The following is an 18,194-nucleotide window of genomic DNA, read 5'->3' on the forward strand; positions in this document are numbered from 1 at the left end:
CCGCCTCAGCCGGATTTGGCGCGTATATCCCGTTCCGCCGCCCGCTCCCGGGCGTGGGCGGCGTAGGTGCGCAGCCACTCAATGGCGAACTCCCAGGGCATCGGCCGGGCCAGCCAGTAGCCCTGAATGTAGCGGCAGTGCATGGAGCGCAATAGATTGAGCGCTTCAATATCCTCTACGCCTTCCGCAATGGCCTCATAGCCCAGGCCATGAGACATATCAATGGCGGTGCGCGCTACGACGCTGGCGTCCGGCTCGCTGGCGAGATCGGAAACCAGCGAGCGATCTATTTTCACCTTATGCAGAGGCAGCTTCTTGATGTAGGAGAGGGAGGAATAACCCACGCCGAAGTCATCCAGGGCAATCAATACGCCAGCTGCTCGCAGGGCTTGTAACGCCGATAGCGCGCCCTCGGGGTCTTGCATCAATGCGGTCTCTGTCAGCTCCAGCGTCAGCCGTGCGGGGGCGACGCTGGAGCCTTCCAGTAGTCGCTGCACTTTCTCGATAAAACTGTCGTTCTCCAGATCCACCATGGATATGTTCACCGCTATGCCGATGTCATCGTAGCCTGCCTGGCTTAATTCCTGTAAATGGAGCAGAGCCTGCCTGATTACCCAAAGAGTGAGTTTGGTGATATGGCCAGCCTGCTCTGCTAACGGGATGAACTCGTCGGGGAATATCTGACCGAAATCATCATGAGTCCAGCGGATCAACGCCTCAAATCCGGTAATGACATCAGCCTCAATGTCCAATTGAGGCTGAAAATGCAGACAGAGCTTGTTGGCGTCGATGGCTTTGTCCAGCTCCGCCAGTAAAGTGAGACGCCGCTCGCTGTAAGGGTTGTATTGGGACTGATAGACCGCAGCGCAGCCCTTGCTGTGATGAGTCGCGTCCAAGGCGATACGCGCCAATCTCAACAGGCCTTCAGCGCTGTCCGTGTGATGGGGGTAGGCGGCCAGGCCAAAGCGCGGATCAAGATCAAGAGAAAGGTAGCCAAACTGGATGCGCTGCCCCAGAAATTTCGACAGGGCCTGCACTTCCTGCTCGGCTTCACTGTTGCGGCGCTGTTCCAGCAGCATCGCCAGCGTGATTTCATCCAGTGAGGCGACATAAAGCGGCCCCTGTACGGAATGCTCGATAGAGATAACGCCGTCCAGCGTTTCCACGAACTCATTGAGCTGGTGGGCGATCTGATACATCAGCTGACGGGCGTTTTCATTACCCAGGGTACGGTCGATGTCACGGTAACGTTGAAGGCTGATCAGACAGGCCATAAAGGCGGAGCCTGGCTGGGCGCTAATGCGATCGGCGATGAAGCGTTCCAGGTAGGCGCGGCTGGGCAGCTCTGTGACCTGACTGTGGGTTGCTTCATATAGACGACGCTGCTCCAGCAACTGCAGTTCCTGCTGCTCTTCGATGATTTGTTCCTGGGCTTTGAGGCGCTCGTTCCGCTCAACGTAAATGCGCTCCACAATGGCGACCGACAGCAGCACGGCTTCTGCGGCGGAGCCGATTTCGAAGCCGTAGGCGGTCAGTAGGTTATGCGGGACAACGCCCAAGACCAGCAACAGGGTCAAACTGGCCCCCAGCTCTAACATCAGCCAGGCGCAGGTAAACAGGCGAGCGGAGCGCACGCCCTTCCACCAGAGGTAGGGCCCAATAATGACGAGAATCAGGTCTGTGACCAGCACTAACGCGGTGGATACGCCTTTTGACAGGTGCGGAGGCGCGGCGAATACGCCGATGATCGAGGCCACCCCGGCGATACTGACGCCGATTAGAAGGTAATTCAGGCGCGGCGCCATGACGGGCAGTTTAAGGAAACGTCGGGAAAACTCCGCCGCCGATAGCGCGATTAGCGGCACGGAGACCAGGATAGTGAAGTTCTGCAACTGCGGTACGTTAGGCCAGAGGAACTGGAAGGTGCGGCCTTGCAGCGTCGCCTGCACCAGCAGAATCATCAAGGTAAAGATGACATAGAACAGATACATGGGCTCTCGGAGCGCCAGGAAAATAAACAGGTTGAACGTGACCACGAAGAGCAGGAAGCCGTAATAAAGGCCGTGGGTGAGCGCTTCCCGATCATTGCGCAGGTAAAACGCATCTTCCTTCCATATCTCCAGCGGCAGGCTCAGAGAGCCCTCGCTTTGGATGCGGAACAAAAACTCATGGGATTCGCCGGGCTCCAGTTCCACGGGATAGATATAAAGAGGGTGCAGGGTTTCCCGCTGACTGAACGGATAATATTCGCCGGTCTGGCTGCGCCGGACGACCTCGCCGTTGACCAGTTCGGCGAATAGAACGTCATCCAGATGGGGCGCTCTCACCACCAGAAGGCGGCGTTTCGATTTATCGGTGTCGTTGGCGAGAAGGAAGCGAAACCAGAAGCTGTCTTTGGTGTAGCCGAAGTTGGCGTGATTGGCGGCGATGGTCTCCCAGGGACGCTCAGTATGGCCGCGCAGGCCTTCAATAGTTTCCTCTCCGCTGGCGTCGCGCCAATAAGCGATAATGGGGATAGCGCTGTTCTCTGTGCTGACATAGTTGCGCGGCGTCTCCGTCTCCCCCAGACAATGGGCGCTTAATATAAGCAGGCTTAGCAGCAGGAACGTTTTTATGTTGGGCATTGTTCTTTTAGGTTCTGCAATTAGCGTCGCCCCACAATGACCGTAATGGGGAGAAGCGAAGGCGGTGATTACAACTTAAGATTAGGTAGGGATAGGCGTTCGCGCCAACCTTGGGCGCTTATTGGGAGGGATGGAGCGCAGACCATTGAAGGTCAATGGCCTGCGAGTGGCGGCGGGAGACGCGCGAGGGAAGGGATTACGGCAACTGCTGCGCCCACTCCAGCGCCCAGGCGACGGCTTCTTCCGCCGGATCAGTGGTTTCCATCGCGTCGATCTTGAGCTCTTCACCTACTTTGACTGCCGCCAGCTCGGTCATGGCGTGCTCCATTTGCTCTCCGGCGCCGCAATAACTGTCGAAGTATGAGCTGTCGCCCAGAGTGATGAGGCCAAAGGGTTTGCCGACGATATTGGGAAACTGGGTGGTTAGCGCTGTGTATAAGGGCGCAATATTGTCAGGTAAGTCGCCGCTGCCGGTGGTGGAGGTGCAGATCAGCGCAGCGGAGTCCGCTTCCGTGATGTCTTCCAGAGTGGGATTTTGCGCCACCCTGGCTTCATATTCTTTATCATTCAGCGCCTTTTGCACCGCCTCGGCGGTTTCCAATGCCGCGCCGTATACAGTGCCGACGCAGATAACAATCTTTTTCATGCTCTTTCCCGGTTACTGGGACGATTTAATGTCCGATTAATTCAGTCGGGTATTGTAAGCATCCGCGCCAGGAATTTTAAGCGTCGCCATCAGGAATTACATATGCGTGCGCCGTATTAGAATTTTGTTGGATTTGCATTTATTGTTTAGGCCCCGCCATCCCGCAGCTCTACAGGAGGACAAACTATGGCGTACTGGCTGATGAAAACTGAACCTGACGCATTCAGCATTGATGATCTGGCGAACTCGCCGGACGGCGTCTCAGGCTGGGATGGCGTGCGTAATTATCAGGCGCGTAACTTCATGCGCGACGATATGAAAGTGGGCGATCAGGTATTCATCTATCACAGCAGTTGCCCCGAACCGGGCGTGGCGGGCATAGCGGAAGTTTGTCGGGAAGCCTATCCGGACCCGTCTTCTTTTGATCCGGAGTCGCCTTATTACGACCCCAAGTCCACGGAGGAAAACCCCCGCTGGTGGTGCGTCTCAGTGAGATTCGTGCGCAAACTGAACAAGGTCGTCCCGCTGGCGGAGATGAAGCTGAACCCGGCGCTGCAGGATATGGCGCTGGTCAAACGCAGTCGCCTTTCCGTTATGCCGGTGCAGCCCCATGAGTGGGAAACGATCATGGCGATGGCGTGACGCGCCTAAACGGGTTCATCCTCACTGGCTTTTTGCACAACCAATGGGATCACCATATTGCGGCCTTTAATTTTGGCCTGATACAGATTGACGTCCGCCTGTTTCAATAGCGAGGCGAGATCTTTCGCCTGACTGATGGAGCACACGCCGCAACTGATGGTGTAGCGGATCTCTTGATTTTTGTATTGCAACGGACTGGCTTCGATGCTCTTGCGCAGCCTTTCCGCCAGCGTCAGGGCCTGCACCAATGACGTGTCCGGCAATTGAATGAGAAACTCTTCTCCGCCCCAGCGCGCCGCCATGTCCATTTTGCGGCAGGCGTTGACCAATAACTCTGAAATTTTCATCAGCACGAAGTCGCCGGCGTCATGGCCGTAAGTGTCGTTAATCATCTTGAAGTGATCGATATCCAGCAGGATCACTGAAAAATGGCTGCCGTGGCGTTTGTAGCGAAAATACTCTTTCTCAAGCTGCTGTTGCATGTCGCGTCGGTTCGGCAATTGGGTCAGCTCATCTGTGCGGGCCGCTTTTTCATATAGACGCGCCATATTGATCAGCTCCTGACGCGCCTTGCGTCGGGAGTGATCCATCACAAATGCAAAGACCGAGACGAAGGAAACGGTGGCGGCGAAGCGGAGTTGAAAATCCAGGTTGTAGACGGTGCGCACCCAGGGAAGTTCCGGAAAGCGGAAGATAATGGCGATCAGCGCCACCATAATAATCAACATCCAACTGCCGGTGCGCAGTCCCGCCACATAGAAGACGAAGGGAGGAAACACGTAAAACCACAGAATGCCGGTATTGCTCTCGCCGCCGCCGGCGATGAGATACAGGAACAACAGCCCCACCAGCCATAAAAACAGGGTTTTGAACAGTTGCTGATTGAGAGTGCGGTTGTAGGAAATCACATTCATGAGCATCAACGCGCAAAACAAAAATAGCGCGGATGCGTGCGCAGTATGGGTCCACAGCCAGGACTTCACGCCAATAACGAAGGACATGAAGGACGCCGCATAAGCCAGCGCTTTAATGACGCTAACGACCTTGGCTTCTTCGTCGAGGACTGCGCTTAACAGATGAAAGTTGGTTTTGCGGTTACGCTCTGTCATGTTTTATTGTTATGGCCGCCTCTGCAAGTGACTGTTTCTATTATAGTCCACATATATTCGATAAATTGCCGACACTATCAGGTATTTCCCGCAACAACTGTTAAATATTATTTCGGAATGCGACGGCGGAGGTCGGCGGAAGGCCAGGAAATCAGGCGGCGCCCGTCGGATTAACCTAACGGGCGGCGATGGCTTTGCTCTGAGCTGATGGCCGGCAGCGCCATAGCGGTCAGTCTGAAGCGTACGAAGTCCAGGGCCTGTTGCGCGGAGGCGAACCGAAAGCTGGCGTAACGGCTGGCGCCGCGGCGATCGCGGTATTCTGCGTAAACCCAAAAGCTGGCTTGGACTCCCTGGGTCTTGCATCGGTATGAGCCTTGCGCCATCCAGACATGCAGAGGGCAAAGGTGAATGCAGTGGCTGATCGTCGCGCCGGACGTGAGAAGCTGTTCCAGACTGGGCGGCGGTAGCTCGGGCTGATTCTGAAGCTCGTGAGCCTCAGCTTGATCTGCTAATGAAGCAGTTAATGACATGTTCTTGGTTCTCCACGTTAATACTATCGATTAAAACGTGCGAGAACTGACGTGGGGCTTGCCTGTGAGTTGCCAGGATGGCCACATCTCAGAACCCGGAAAACAGTTTTTTGTTAAGTCATTCCCGCACGTGGGAGGTTTTCTAATGTCTATTGCCTAATGAGGCGCAAACGATCGGGGGCTTATTTACCGGTTGGTAACATGCCCTTGGTAATTCGTTTGGTAATCGACATTATTGACTTAAACAAAATGTTTCCTGTATCGGTTCTGGCACCACCTTGCCCAGGTCGGCAGGTTGGTGAGGACGTCAGTCCTTCTCTTGATGCACGAACTCGCTTAATGTATACAAAATAATCGGTTGAATCAATAACCTGGCGAGAGGCAGCTCAATCTTCCAGGATTTTCCCCGTTAATAGCCGTTATTTCCGCGATTTTGGACTATGTCCATCAGATGACTGTTTTGTTAAAGTTGCGCCTTCAAATTTACTGAGGGGAATATCTGATGGAGTTTCGCAACCTGGGCCAGTTGGAAGAAGCCGCCTCCAGTGGGCAGCAGGAACTGGCCCGCATTGGTATTGCGCTACTTTTTATTCTGGGCATCCTGATTTACACCAACCTTCGGATCGGCGATCTTGAGGGAGGATACCTGCTTGTAGTCGCCGCTATGATTGGCGGTTATATGGCGCTGAACATCGGCGCCAACGACGTAGCCAATAATATGGGCCCCGCTGTAGGCTCGAAAGCGATCACGCTGCTGGGCGCGCTGGCGCTGGCGGCGATATTTGAAGCGCTGGGCGCGCTGGTCGCCGGAGGCAACGTAGTCAGCACTATCAAGAATGGCATTATCAATCCCGACTTCATTCAAGATTCCACTACTTTCATTTGGCTGATGATGGCGGCGCTGCTGGCCGGCGCGTTGTGGCTGAACGTGGCGACCTATCTGGGCGCGCCAGTGTCCACCACGCACTCTATTGTTGGCGGCGTACTGGGCGCAGGCATCGCCGCCGGCGGCTTTGGCGTTGCGAACTGGGGACAGATGGGCGCTATCGTGGCCAGCTGGGTGATTTCGCCTGCAATGGGCGGCGTTATCGCGGCGGGAACCCTGTACTTCGTCAAGCGTTCAATGCTGTATGAAGAGGACAAGCTGGGCGCCGCGCGTCGTTACGTTCCTGTGCTTATCGCGATCATGGCGTGGGCGTTCGTAACTTATCTGTTGCTCAAAGGCGCCAAGAATATTATCAAGCTGGATTTCATGACCGCCTTGCTGATCGGTCTGGGAGTCTCGGCGGCGCTGTACTTTGCGTTGTTGCCGATGGTGGGACGCGCTGCGCGGAAAATGGAAAACACCCGTGAAAGCGTCAACAAACTGTTTACCGTACCGCTGATCTTTGCGGCGGCGTTGCTGAGTTTCGCTCATGGCGCCAACGACGTGGCTAACGCGATTGGGCCGCTGGCGGCGATCAATGATGCGATTGTTAACCACGGCGTGGTGCAAAAGGCGTCTATTCCGTTATGGGTGATGATGGTCGGCGCGCTGGGCATCGCGATAGGATTGCTGTTATACGGACCGAAGTTGATCAAGACGGTCGGCAATGAAATTACCGAGCTGGACAAGACCCGCGCCTTCTGTATCGCTCTGGCCGCTGCTATCACGGTAATTGTGGCTTCGCAGCTGGGCCTGCCGGTCAGCTCTACTCATATTGCTGTCGGCGCGGTCTTCGGCGTTGGTTTCCTGCGTGAATATCTGAAAGTGAATTACGCCAGCCAGCTGCACCTTATTCTGGAGGAGCATGCGGGTCTGGAGCGAGAAAAGCTGCAGAAATTCCTGAACAACTTCGAAAAAGCGTCTGTGGAAGATATGAAGCAGATGCTGAAGCAGGCCAAGAAGCACAAAGAAGACGTGCCTCTCACTAAAGAGGAGCGCAAGCGTCTGAAAAATGTGTATCGGGAAGAGCTGGTCAAGCGTGCGAGCATCAAGAAGATCGTCGCCGCCTGGATTATTACTGTTCCTGTGTCCGCATTACTGGCTGCGCTGTTGTACTTTATGATTCGCGGTATGCTGCTGCCATAGGCGGCAGGCTTATGAAAGCCCGGCCTCCGGAAGGAGCGCCGGGCTTTTTTATGTTGGCTTACCGGAAAGTGGCGTTGAGCCGTCCTCTGAACTTAGCGTATATATGGCAGTTATAAGGACTGTTAAGGTGAGCGACCGGTGACTCAGACTCTCGTAATTTATCATGGTAATTGCCTGGACGGCTTCGGCGCGGCGTATGCGGCGTATCGACGCCTGACGATGTTGGACAAGCAGGACGCGGACTACTACGCTGCGACCCACGGCGAGCCGCCGCCGGAAGCCGCCGGCAAGCGTGTTTATCTGCTGGATTTCTGCTACAAGCGGGAAACCCTGAAGCAACTGTGCGCCAGCGCTGACGCCGTCATTGTGCTGGATCATCATATCAGCGCTGCGGAAGAGGTGGCCGGACTGGATCAGGAATGCCCGAATCTGAGTTTGACATTTGATATGAGCCGGTCCGGCGCAGTGATCGCCTGGGAGCATTTCCATGAAGAACCGCCTCCGGCGTTGTTGGCGATGATTCAGGACCGGGACCTGTGGCAGTGGCGTATTGCTGACAGCCGCGACGTCAACGCGGCATTGATGTCTTACCCCAAAGATTTTGAAGTATGGGATGAGTTGGCCCAATCCGGGGCCGCCCTGTCGCGTCTGGCGGATGAGGGGCGCGCCATTAACCGCTTCCGCGAGCAGATGATCGAATATTACAAAGGGCGGGCGGTGATGGGGGAGATCGCCGGCTACGCGGCGCCAATCGTTAACTGTCCTCTGGCGGTGACCAGCGAGTTGCTCAACGTGCTGGCGCAAGGTCATCCGTTCGCCGCGGGGTACAGTGATAAAGGCGGCAAGCGCGGCTGGTCCCTGAGGTCTACGGAAGACGGCGTCAATGTGGCGGAAGTGGCAATGAAGTTTGGCGGCGGCGGGCATCCCCGCGCAGCAGGCTTCTCCACCCGGATTGATGAGCGCTGGCTGGTCCTGGAGCCATCGGAATCCGAAGCCGAATGAGCACTCCGCCGCTTCCCTTGTACAGCATCGGTTACGCCACCAAACCGATAGAAGTCTTTATCGGACAATTACAGAGCCATCGAATCGACGTGGTGGCGGACGTGCGCTCGGTTCCATACAGCCGCGCTTTCCACGACTACAACCGGGAAACTCTGATCCAGCATCTCAAGGACTATGGCATACGCTATGTCTATCTCGGAGAAGAACTGGGCCCGCGTTCCAAAGACCCGGCCCACTATGACGAAAGCCGACAGGTGCAGTTTGACCGTCTGATTCAATCCGATTTGTTTCAGAGCGGGGTAGGAAGGCTAAAAGACGGCTTGGATAAAGGCTTTCGCATCGCCCTGATGTGCGCCGAGAAAGACCCCGCCAGCTGCCACCGCAGCCTGCTGATCGCCTACGCTCTGCAACGGGAAGGCCTCACCGTCAGGCACATCTCCCATGAAGGAGACATCGAAGCGCAACCGGAACTGGAGCGCCGCCTGATGGAGCTTACCGGCATTCAACCGGATATGCTGACCCCAGAGGAAGAATGTCGCGACCTGGCCTATCGTAAATATTGTCAGGTCATGGCTTATCGGAAGCCGGAGTGAGGAGGGCTTAATAAGCCTGACGACAGGGGCGCTTATGGTTGGGGTGTGAGCAATGCTTTGTATGCGGTCCTTTAAACTCTTGTGTGAAGCGCTTTAGGAATCGGGATTGTAGTCATACTTGAGATAGTGCTCATTATAGAAAGCCTCCAGGTCCAAGTCTGACTCATATAATACAGACCATACTTCATATCCGTTTCTCAGTTTTTTTCCGTCTTGTTTATAAGCACTTTGCTCCGGGTGTAACTCGAAGTTGCAGTCCTTTGCGTATTTCTCAGCTTCCTTTAAGGCTTTTGCGTGAGCGGAATCGAAACTCTTCGCTTTAAAACATACGATGCGTTCTTCGTAAATGTTTTTGCCTGACTCCTTGATTCCAAAATGGTAAAGGCTCTTAACTGCATACCAGCTCATTTCATGTTCTCCGTTGGAATATTAATTCAATGCCAGCGATCTAAGTTTGATCTATTTGATGCGCCAAAACTGGTGTGGCGTATTTCTATGTAACGTTTGCGATAATCTGAAGAGACAGATACGCAGTATCTCTATAACTATGTTGAAGGCTCGCACAGAGACAGGAGAAATAGCCCTTGCCTTGCTGACCGTTCCCTCTGTTTATTCTGCTCAATCCGATCCCCATGGCGGGACGGGGTTGAGGTTACCATGAAAATTAAGTCCTCTGTTGACTCGTTCCTTAGTTGATGAGGCGCGCCTGCCGGGACTGGTGAGGATGCAAGGTATAGGTTTCTCCGCTGACCTCCAGCGTCGCAATGCCGGTTAGGACGAAGAAGAACTGTTCCGCCTTTTGATGCAGGTGGCGCACTTCCGCACAGCCGCTGGGAACTCGCTCCTGGATAACGCTTAAGGTCGGACTTTTAACCAGATGCCAGCCGTCGCAGCGTTCTCCCCAGATGTAATGTTCGGCGTTGTCCGTTGATACTACGCTCATCCTATATTCCTTTAAGTTTTTGTTTTATTGGCGGTAGCTATAAGTTGAGAGCTATATTCCCTGATAAGCGGCTCTGGCTCAAGGCTGGCGGCTATTCCATCTGCGTCGCAGAGGGCCCTCATCACTGGCCCGCGACCTGACTGCGCCTGACTAAACACGAGCCCGCCTAGTCCTGATTTTTCAGCTAATCTCTTATAAACATAAAGAAGCGTTGTCCAAAATTCTTGCGGCGCAGTATCTCATTCTGGCGCGAGGAGGCGGCGGGCCATCGGCGGCGCTTGTTCGGGCATACCGGGTAGGCGATGGGAGCTTGGATGTCAGGGAAATCTTCCTCAGCTCAATTGCGGATCTTTACTGCGCTGGTTGTGATTGTCGGCGTCTGCCTGCTTGTGGTGTATCTCAGCATGGATATGGAGCGCCGCAGGATTTACACGGAAGTGGAAGCCCTGATGGAGGGACAGGTCGCTTTTCGCTCGGAGAAAATCACTCAGCGTCTGGAAGGCCTTTCCCACGATGCGCGCTTCCTCCTTTTCACCCCGCCCATCCAGGGTATCGTGCGCGCGACTGAAAACGATGGCTACGACGTTCGGGAAGACAGTTCCCTGTCGCTGTGGCGACGACGTCTGAATACGATTTTCTCCGGCTATCTGGTCACTCACCCGGAAGTCACGCAGGTGCGACTTATCGGCGTGGCGGACAATGGCAAGGAAATTGTGCGAGTTGAGCGCATTGGCCAGCTTCCGGAAATTATTGCGGATGACGAATTGCAGCCGAAAGCCCAGCGAGATTATTTTCAGGAAGCCATCCGCATTCCACCGGGCTCCTTGTATGTGTCCGATCTGAACCTTAATCGTGAGTACGATATGGTGCAGTGGCCGCATGTGCCGACACTGAGAATGGCCACTCCGGTTATCAGCAGCGCAGGCAATACGTTCGGTATTCTGGTGATTAATATTGACGCCAGTTTCATGCTAGACGACCTCACGGCGGAGGTTCCGCAGGGGTACCGCGTTTACCTCACCAATCAAAACGGCGACTTTCTGATTCATACCAATAGCAACAAAGTGTTCGGCTTTGATCTCGGGCGGCGCTTCCGCTGGCAGGATGAGTTTAAAACCGTCCAGGTTGAGTCTGAATTATTTAGGAGTATGTCTCTATATGAAGCGGAGGACGGCGCGCAGCTTGCCGCCAGCCAAGAGGTTCCTTTGCAGGAAGGGCTGCCTGAACGAGTGCTCAGACTTTATATCACCTACCCACAGGAAGCGGCGGAGAAACGGGTGGGACAGGCTGTCTCCAATATCATGCTCGCCTTGCTGGGCGGCATGGCGGTGGTGGGCGGGTTTCTGTATCTCTACTGGCTGAATATGCGACAAAGGCAGCTGGTCAGTTCCGGACAGGCGCGCATGGCGGCGATTGTAGAAAGCGCGCAGGACGCTGTCTTGGGTATGGACCTGGATGGTGTGGTCACGGACTGGAATCGCGGCGCGGAACGGATGTTTGGTTACCCTCGTGATGAGGCGATCGGACGTTTCGTGCAGAAGCTCATCGTCCCGGGAGAGCGGGTGGCGGAAGAAACAAGCATCTTGAGAATGATTGAAGATGGCGGACCGGTTAGGCCCTTCAATACTCAGCGAAAATGCAAGGACGGTCGCACGGTGGAAGTCTCGGTGTCAGTGTCGCCAATCCGGAATGCGGACGGGGAGATCGTGGGCGCCGCCAAGACGATTCGCGATATCAGCCGACAGATATCCATAGAGAATCAGATTCGGGAACTGAATGCTTCGCTGGAGCGTCAGGTAGAGGCGCGGACAGCGGAAATCCGTCGTTATCTGGCGTTGCAGCAGGCGATTCTCAACAACGCAGGGAATGCGATCATCGCCACAGATCTGGAAGGCCTCATCACGCTGTTTAACCCCGCTGCTGAACGCATGCTGGGATACACGGCTGACGAAATGGTAGGCAAAAGGACGCCAGCGGTTTTCCATCTACGGGAAGAGGTGGCGGCGCGGGCGCAGGAGTTCTCCGAAGAGTTGGGGGAGAGGCTGGCGCCGGGTTTTGAGGTCTTCATCGTGAAGACCAAGCGTGGATTGCCCAATGAGCACGAATGGACCTATGTGCGTAAAGATGGAGCGCGTTTCCCGGTTCAACTTTCTGTGACGGAGTTGAAGGACGAAAATAATCGCGCCAGCGGCTATCTGGGCGTCGCGACGGATATATCCCGGCAGGTGCAGGACCGGCGCAATCTGATGTCCATGCGGGATCAGTTGTTGAAAGCGGCGGAAGTGGCTGAGCTGGGGATATGGACCTGGGATTTGGTAAGCGACACGCTCACCTGGAATCGGCAAATGTTCGAGATTTACCAGGTTCCCTATGAGTTGAACAATGCCGGCTTGAGCCATCGCCACTGGCGCAATGCGCTGCATCCTGAAGACGAAGCCGCGACGACGGCCAAGCTGGAGGCGGCTTTGGCGGGCGAAGGCGTATACGACCCCATTTATCGCATAGTGCGGCCCAGTGGAGAGGTGCGCTATGTGCAGGCCGCCGCGGTGGTGGAGTTCAATGATCTGGGCAAACCGATTCTGGTGCTGGGGGTCAATAGAGACATTACCGAGCAGCGCGAATACGAGCAACGCCTGCGCGAAGCCAAGGCCATGGCGGATAACGCCAGCAAAGCGAAGTCCGAGTTTCTGGCCAATATGAGTCACGAGATTCGCACTCCCATGAATGCGATTCTGGGCATGGTCAACTTACTCAAGCGTACGAATCTGGAAGAGCGTCAGCAGGATTATGTGCATAAGGCGGAGTCCTCCGCCCGCGCCTTGCTTGGCATTCTCAACGACATTCTGGACTTCTCCAAAATCGAAGCCGGCAAACTGACGTTGGACGTGGAGCCGTGCAGCCTGGATAAACTGCTACAGGATGTCGGCGTCATTATTACCGCTAACCTTGGCGATAAGCCGCTGGAGGTGCTGTTCGATATCGACCCGAAAATTCCTGACTGGCTGGAGCTGGATGGCCTGCGTTTGCAGCAGATTCTGATCAATCTGGCGGGAAATGCGGTGAAATTTACGGAACAGGGCGAGGTGGAGATCACCGTCAGGCTGAAGTCCGAGGAGGAGGATCGTCTGGTTTTATCATTTTCCGTGCGAGACACCGGCATAGGCATCTCCGCCGAGCAACTGCAGCGTATTTTCGAAGGCTTCACCCAGGCGGAAGCCTCCACCGCCAGACGATTTGGCGGAGCTGGGCTGGGATTGGCGATATGCCGGCGTCTGGTGAGGTTGATGGGAGGAGAGATTGCGGCGGAAAGCGAAGAGGGCGAAGGTAGCGTGTTCCGTTTTTCTATCGCCTGCGTCAGGGCTCAGGCCTGGAGCGCGGCCAAAAAGGCCTGTAGTCTGCCCAAAACGCTACGGGTGCTGGTTGTGGACGATAACGCCAGCGCCAGAGAGGTGCTTAAGGGGATTATCGAGTCCTTTGGCTGGGTCGCGGACATTGCTGTCAATGGCGAAGAGGGCGTCGCCAGGGTTCTGGAGGCTGCGGAGGCGTCGTCTCCTCATAATCTGGTTCTGATTGACTGGGGGATGCCGGGTCTGAACGGCTGGCGCGCTGCGGAGTTGATCAAAGCGCAATATCCGGAAGGCCGGGCGCCGTTGATCATGATGGTGAGCGCCCAGACGAGGGACGAGATGGAGCGCCGCCGCCTTGCCTCGCCGAGCATTATTGACGCATATCTCACCAAGCCAGTGACCGCCTCAATGGTGCTTGAGGCGGCGTCTGAAACCCTGGCGCAGGATTGTTCCCGAGGAAATACTGACAATGCGGCAATCGGCGCCCGTCTGCATGGCATGTCGATATTGCTGGTTGAGGATAACCCGACCAATCAGCAGGTGGCGATGGAGCTGTTGCAGAGCGAAGGGGCTGGCGTACAAATTGCGGCGGATGGCCTTGAAGCCGTTGCGGCGATACAGAGTGCGGAAGTCATGTTTGATGCGGTGCTGATGGATATTCAAATGCCGGGCATGGACGGTTACGCCGCCACGCGGGAAATTCGCGGCAAATTGAAAATGAACGCTCTGCCTATTATCGCAATGACCGCCAATGCAATGTTCTCAGATCGGGAAGCGGCGCTTGCCGTGGGAATGAACGACCACGTCGGCAAACCCTTTGACTTTGACCACCTGCTGGACGTGTTGATTAAACAAACGGGCTGGGGCGGCGTCAGAACGACTGCGACCACAACCGCAGCCCCTGAGGAGGCTGCTTGCGCCGCTGAAAGTAGCGGCGCCATCAATGCGGCTTGCGCTCTGGCGCGGATGAACGACAACTGGGGAATATACTGTCGCGCCCTACAACTGTTTCTGCGGGACGCCCCGAAATTGGTGGAGCTCTATCCTGCGCAGTGGCCCTCGGAACCTGAGGAGACTCGACGCAATTTCCACAGCCTCAAAGGCATGTCGTCCACAGTAGGAGCCAACGGCGTGTCTGAGCTGGCCGCGGAACTGGAAAATCTGGTGAGAGGGGAGCGCGAAGTCGACCGCTATCAGGCGTTGCTGGAGCAACTAACGCTCAAGATCAAAGCGGCGTACGTGGAAGCGGAAGAGCTGCTGCAACGACGGAAAGTCGGTTAGTCTCATATTCGTCTATGCTTAAGTCCCTTGATTTAAAAACTGGAGCTAATGCTATGAAACAAGTGGCTGTTTTTGTGGCGCTGATCATGCTCGCGCTGGGCGTGCAAGCCGCTGAATTAAGTAAACAGGCCCTGCAGGGAAGCTGGTTGATTCTGACCATGAACGGCGAGTCTGATGATGAGAATGACAAGTGGGAATTCGAGGGCGATAACTTTTACCAGAACCTGGGCGGACGGCGTATTTCCCCGGACGCCTTCACGGTGAAAGGGCAAACCATTGACCTGGGTTACGCCAAAATCAAAGTGCTGGCTTTCGATGGCGACACGATGACGGCGGATATGGCGGGCTTCACCTACGAACTTAAAAAGGAGTGAAACAGTTCTAAATAAAGAGAGCGGACAGTTCGCCTTCTCGGTCTTGCGCTGGCGGTCGTGAGTCTATGTGCGCATAATGCCGCTCGGATTTTATCGAGTGGCTGCCGACGCACAGGCGAACCGCCGCCAGCAGCGCAAGGAACATATGAATCTACGAGTATTGCTGTTCACGCTTATCACCGGGCCGTTTTTTAGCGCGTTTTCCTTTGTTACGGTTTTCTTCGTAATCGGCGCGATTCAAGCTCCTGACTCTTTCATGGACAAGGGCGTTGAAATACTGGGAATCTATTTAGGTTCTGTTTTCGTATCCACCATTGTGGGTTATCTGGTGGCCTTTTGGGGAGTTGAGGAGCTGCCGCCAGGCATCTTCCCTCTTGTCGTCTATTCAGTCTTATTTTCAGCAGCGGTCTGTCGATATTTCCTGTGGACCTACTTTAAGGAATATTCGAGAAAGACGGTGGTTTTGCATATTACGCTGATCAGCATGGTCGTCGCCTTGCTCGACTACGGTGTGTTTTTTCTGCTTTTTTCTCAGTCGCCTAAAATGAGTTTCGTTATACCGTCTATGGTTCTGCCGACCAGTATTGTTCTGGGGGTTATCTGCGGTGTCTGGGAAAGCGGTAAAGAGAATCGCAAAGGGGTGAGAGAGGCAAGGAAGGGGGAAAAAGCTCTACGTCCGAGTACAGAAACAGGGGGAAAGCCTCAGGCGACGGATGTCATCTGAGGCTGTGTGATCTGTTACCGCCCCTTCGCCGGTGAGCGGCCAGCTGGTTTGCCACGCTTAGGGCCTGCGCCCTGGCGGGGCGGCAGACCGGTGTGTTGCGTCAGAATCCTGCCTTTACGCGGCTGTCCGCCTTGTGGACTCAGCTTGGAGCCGTACTTCTTGGCGCTTGGGTGATTGGCTGGCTGCGTTGGCGGCACCAGATGTTTCTTGCCGTAGCCAATCAAATGCGCCTTGCCCATACGCTGCAGGGCTTCTCTGAGCATGGGCCAGTTGTCCGGGTCGTGATAGCGCAGAAACGCCTTGTGCAGGCGGCGCTGCCGTTCGCCTTTAGGGATGTAAACCTTGTCCGTCTTATAGTTGATGCGATGCAAGGGGTCCCGCTCTGAGTGATACATGGCGGTGGCGCTCGCCATGGGCGATGGATAGAACGCCTGCACCTGATCGGCGCGGAAGCCGTTTTCCTTTAACCACATCGCCAGATTCAACATGTCTTCATCGGTAGTGCCGGGGTGGGCGGCGATGAAGTAGGGAATCAGATACTGCTCTTTGCCCGCTTCTTTGGAGAAGCGCTCGAACATCTCCTTGAACTTGTAGTACGTGCCCATGCCAGGCTTCATCATTTTCGACAGGGGCGCATCTTCTGAATGCTCCGGCGCGATTTTCAGATAGCCGCCGACATGGTGGGTCACCAGCTCGCGTACGTATTCCGGATCTTCCACCGCCAGGTCATAGCGTAAGCCTGAGGCGATCATCACTCGCTTCACGCCAGGCAGCGCGCGGGCGCGGCGATACAGCTGGGTGGTCTCCGAGTGATCGGTTTTCAGGTTTTTGCAGATCGTCGGATAGACGCAGGACAGACGACGGCAGTTGGCGTGAATCTCCTCACTCTTACAGTTGAGGTGATACATATTGGCGGTAGGGCCGCCCAGGTCGGAGATAGTGCCGGTAAAGCCGGGGGTCTTGTCGCGAATATTCTCGATCTCGCGAATGACGGAGTCCTGAGAGCGGCTTTGAATCCAGCGTCCTTCATGCTCGGTGATGGAACAAAAAGAACAGCCGCCGAAACAGCCGCGCATGATGTTCACCGAGAAACGGATCATGTCGTACGCGGGGATGCGCGCCTTGCCGTACGCCGGGTGAGGAATGCGCTGGAAGGGCAATTCGAAAACGTCATCCAGCTCCTTGGTCTGCAGCGGAATCGCCGGAGGATTCACCCACAGGTAACGGTCGCCATGCTTCTGCGCCAGGGTGTGAGCGTTGGCCGGGTTGGTTTCCAGGTGCAGCACGCGGGACGTATGCGCGTACAGGACAGGGTCGTTGCGTACTTTTTCGTAGGAGGGCAGTTGAATAAAGCGCTTGTGGCCGCCGCTGGGAGGCAGAATATGCACGACTTGCTCTTCCGGCTCATTGGCGGCAGCCTGCTTGGAGCCGCAGCCTTCTTCCGTTCCTTCCTCGTTGGCGTACACGTAGGGGTTGGGCAGCGGATCGACTCTACCGGGTTTGTCGATGCGGGTGGAGTCCTTCATTTCCCAATCCTGCGGTAATTCCGGCAGTACGCAGGCTGTGCCGCGAATATTGGTCATATCCTTCATCTGCTCACCGGCGGCGGCGCGATGAGCGATCTCCACCACCGCTCTTTCCGCGTTGCCGTAAACCAGCAGGTCCGCTTTGGAGTCAAACAGGACGGAGCGGCGCACTTTATCCGACCAGTAATCATAATGGGCGATGCGACGCAGGCTGGCTTCGATGCCGCCTACCAGCACCGGCACGTCGCTGTAGGCCTCTTTGCAGCGCTGGGTGTACACCAGAACCGCGCGGTCGGGACGTTTGCCGCCTTCGTTATTAGGCGTGTAGGCGTCGTCGTGGCGCAGTTTACGGTCCGCGGTGTAGCGGTTGATCATGGAGTCCATGTTGCCGGCGGATACGGCGTAGAACAGGTTGGGTTTGCCCAACGCCATGAAGGCGTCCTTCGAGGACCAGTCCGGTTGCGCAATGATGCCGACGCGAAAGCCGTGGGATTCCCACAAACGCCCAATCACCGCCATGCCGAAGCTGGGATGATCGACGTAAGCGTCGCCGCTGATGATGATAATGTCGCAGCTGTCCCAGCCCTGCGCCTCCATTTCCTTGCGCGACATCGGCAGAAATTCCGCCGTGCCGAAGCATTCAGCCCAATAGCGTTGATAGGAAAACAGAGGACGCGCCGCGTGCATACAGAACTCACCGGGAGGATTGATTAAAAAATGGCCGAGTATTTTACTCGATTATTCCGGCGGACGCGATAGCGGAGACCCGGCGGGGGAAAGAT

At 55.5% G+C, this 18,194-nt stretch carries 14 protein-coding genes and 1 riboswitch; of the genes, 7 read left to right on the plus strand and 7 right to left on the minus strand.

The window, feature by feature from the left end; translation table 11 throughout:
- Window positions 1-5: 5 nt before the first annotated feature.
- Window positions 6-2,624, minus strand: a complete 2,619-nt coding sequence (locus HCH_RS03545; protein ID WP_011394756.1) for an EAL domain-containing protein — start codon at window positions 2,622-2,624, stop codon at window positions 6-8.
- Between the two features lie 196 nt (window positions 2,625-2,820).
- Entirely contained in the window at window positions 2,821-3,270 is a 450-nt protein-coding gene (locus HCH_RS03550) for a flavodoxin (protein WP_011394757.1), read from the minus strand.
- Between the two features lie 186 nt (window positions 3,271-3,456).
- Here HCH_RS03550 and HCH_RS03555 point away from each other — a divergent pair, with 186 nt between their 5' ends.
- Entirely contained in the window at window positions 3,457-3,912 is a 456-nt protein-coding gene (locus tag HCH_RS03555) for an EVE domain-containing protein (protein WP_011394758.1), read from the plus strand.
- Window positions 3,913-3,917: 5 nt separating this feature from the next.
- On the opposite strand, the gene HCH_RS03560 is transcribed toward HCH_RS03555, so the two are convergent.
- Window positions 3,918-5,021, minus strand: a complete 1,104-nt coding sequence (locus tag HCH_RS03560) for a GGDEF domain-containing protein (protein WP_011394759.1) — start codon at window positions 5,019-5,021, stop codon at window positions 3,918-3,920.
- Window positions 5,022-5,191: 170 nt separating this feature from the next.
- The gene (locus HCH_RS03565; RefSeq protein WP_011394760.1) at window positions 5,192-5,551 is read right to left on the minus strand and encodes a hypothetical protein; all 360 of its coding nucleotides are present in this window, start codon (window positions 5,549-5,551) and stop codon (window positions 5,192-5,194) included.
- Between the two features lie 224 nt (window positions 5,552-5,775).
- A riboswitch (SAM-I-IV-variant riboswitch) is annotated at window positions 5,776-5,882 on the minus strand.
- 171 nt (window positions 5,883-6,053) lie between these two features.
- Between HCH_RS03565 and HCH_RS03570 the strand changes: the two genes are divergently transcribed.
- The 3 genes from HCH_RS03570 to HCH_RS03580 all read left to right on the plus strand — a co-directional run bounded on the left by HCH_RS03570 (window position 6,054) and on the right by HCH_RS03580 (window position 9,217).
- Window positions 6,054-7,622, plus strand: coding sequence for an inorganic phosphate transporter (locus HCH_RS03570; protein ID WP_011394761.1), 1,569 nt, complete (start codon window positions 6,054-6,056; stop codon window positions 7,620-7,622).
- Between the two features lie 138 nt (window positions 7,623-7,760).
- A complete protein-coding gene (locus HCH_RS03575) occupies window positions 7,761-8,624 on the plus strand; it encodes a DHH family phosphoesterase (protein ID WP_011394762.1) in 864 nt (287 codons plus the stop codon).
- On the plus strand, window positions 8,621-9,217 hold the full coding sequence (locus HCH_RS03580) for a DUF488 domain-containing protein (protein ID WP_011394763.1): 597 nt from the start codon (window positions 8,621-8,623) through the stop codon (window positions 9,215-9,217). Before HCH_RS03575 ends, HCH_RS03580 begins: the two co-directional genes overlap by 4 nt.
- Window positions 9,218-9,310: 93 nt before the next feature.
- Here the strand turns inward: HCH_RS03580 and HCH_RS03585 are convergent, their stop codons facing one another.
- Window positions 9,311-9,625: a DUF4288 domain-containing protein gene (locus HCH_RS03585; protein WP_011394764.1), complete on the minus strand. Its 315-nt coding sequence runs from the start codon at window positions 9,623-9,625 to the stop codon at window positions 9,311-9,313.
- Between the two features lie 280 nt (window positions 9,626-9,905).
- Entirely contained in the window at window positions 9,906-10,160 is a 255-nt protein-coding gene (locus tag HCH_RS34540) for a cupin domain-containing protein (protein WP_011394765.1), read from the minus strand.
- Between the two features lie 314 nt (window positions 10,161-10,474).
- Here HCH_RS34540 and HCH_RS03595 point away from each other — a divergent pair, with 314 nt between their 5' ends.
- The 3 genes from HCH_RS03595 (at window position 10,475) to HCH_RS03605 (ending at window position 15,886) form a co-directional block, all read left to right on the plus strand.
- Window positions 10,475-14,788: a PAS domain S-box protein gene (locus tag HCH_RS03595; protein WP_011394766.1), complete on the plus strand. Its 4,314-nt coding sequence runs from the start codon at window positions 10,475-10,477 to the stop codon at window positions 14,786-14,788.
- A gap of 53 nt (window positions 14,789-14,841) precedes the next feature.
- Window positions 14,842-15,162 (plus strand): hypothetical protein, encoded by a 321-nt coding sequence (locus HCH_RS03600; protein ID WP_011394767.1) that lies wholly within the window; start codon window positions 14,842-14,844, stop codon window positions 15,160-15,162.
- A 97-nt stretch (window positions 15,163-15,259) separates the two neighbouring features.
- On the plus strand, window positions 15,260-15,886 hold the full coding sequence (locus HCH_RS03605; RefSeq protein ID WP_148212465.1) for a hypothetical protein: 627 nt from the start codon (window positions 15,260-15,262) through the stop codon (window positions 15,884-15,886).
- A 14-nt stretch (window positions 15,887-15,900) separates the two neighbouring features.
- Here HCH_RS03605 and HCH_RS03610 read toward each other — a convergent pair whose 3' ends face one another.
- The gene (locus tag HCH_RS03610; RefSeq protein ID WP_011394770.1) at window positions 15,901-18,099 is read right to left on the minus strand and encodes a YgiQ family radical SAM protein; all 2,199 of its coding nucleotides are present in this window, start codon (window positions 18,097-18,099) and stop codon (window positions 15,901-15,903) included.
- Window positions 18,100-18,194 lie beyond the last annotated feature (95 nt).

The sequence above is a fragment of the Hahella chejuensis KCTC 2396 genome (assembly GCF_000012985.1).
In the GTDB taxonomy this organism is placed as follows: domain Bacteria; phylum Pseudomonadota; class Gammaproteobacteria; order Pseudomonadales; family Oleiphilaceae; genus Hahella; species Hahella chejuensis.

Excerpts from the sequence above, each read along its gene's own strand:
- HCH_RS03545 (WP_011394756.1), bottom strand. The coding sequence starts at position 2,624 with ATGCCCAACATAAAAACGTTCCTGCTGCTAAGCCTGCTTATATTAAGC.
- HCH_RS03550 (WP_011394757.1), bottom strand. The coding sequence starts at position 3,270 with ATGAAAAAGATTGTTATCTGCGTCGGCACTGTATACGGCGCGGCATTG.
- HCH_RS03555 (WP_011394758.1), top strand. The coding sequence starts at position 3,457 with ATGGCGTACTGGCTGATGAAAACTGAACCTGACGCATTCAGCATTGAT.
- HCH_RS03560 (WP_011394759.1), bottom strand. The coding sequence starts at position 5,021 with ATGACAGAGCGTAACCGCAAAACCAACTTTCATCTGTTAAGCGCAGTC.
- HCH_RS03565 (WP_011394760.1), bottom strand. The coding sequence starts at position 5,551 with ATGTCATTAACTGCTTCATTAGCAGATCAAGCTGAGGCTCACGAGCTT.
- HCH_RS03570 (WP_011394761.1), top strand. The coding sequence starts at position 6,054 with ATGGAGTTTCGCAACCTGGGCCAGTTGGAAGAAGCCGCCTCCAGTGGG.
- HCH_RS03580 (WP_011394763.1), top strand. The coding sequence starts at position 8,621 with ATGAGCACTCCGCCGCTTCCCTTGTACAGCATCGGTTACGCCACCAAA.
- HCH_RS03585 (WP_011394764.1), bottom strand. The coding sequence starts at position 9,625 with ATGAGCTGGTATGCAGTTAAGAGCCTTTACCATTTTGGAATCAAGGAG.
- HCH_RS34540 (WP_011394765.1), bottom strand. The coding sequence starts at position 10,160 with ATGAGCGTAGTATCAACGGACAACGCCGAACATTACATCTGGGGAGAA.
- HCH_RS03595 (WP_011394766.1), top strand. The coding sequence starts at position 10,475 with ATGTCAGGGAAATCTTCCTCAGCTCAATTGCGGATCTTTACTGCGCTG.
- HCH_RS03600 (WP_011394767.1), top strand. The coding sequence starts at position 14,842 with ATGAAACAAGTGGCTGTTTTTGTGGCGCTGATCATGCTCGCGCTGGGC.
- HCH_RS03610 (WP_011394770.1), bottom strand. The coding sequence starts at position 18,099 with ATGCACGCGGCGCGTCCTCTGTTTTCCTATCAACGCTATTGGGCTGAA.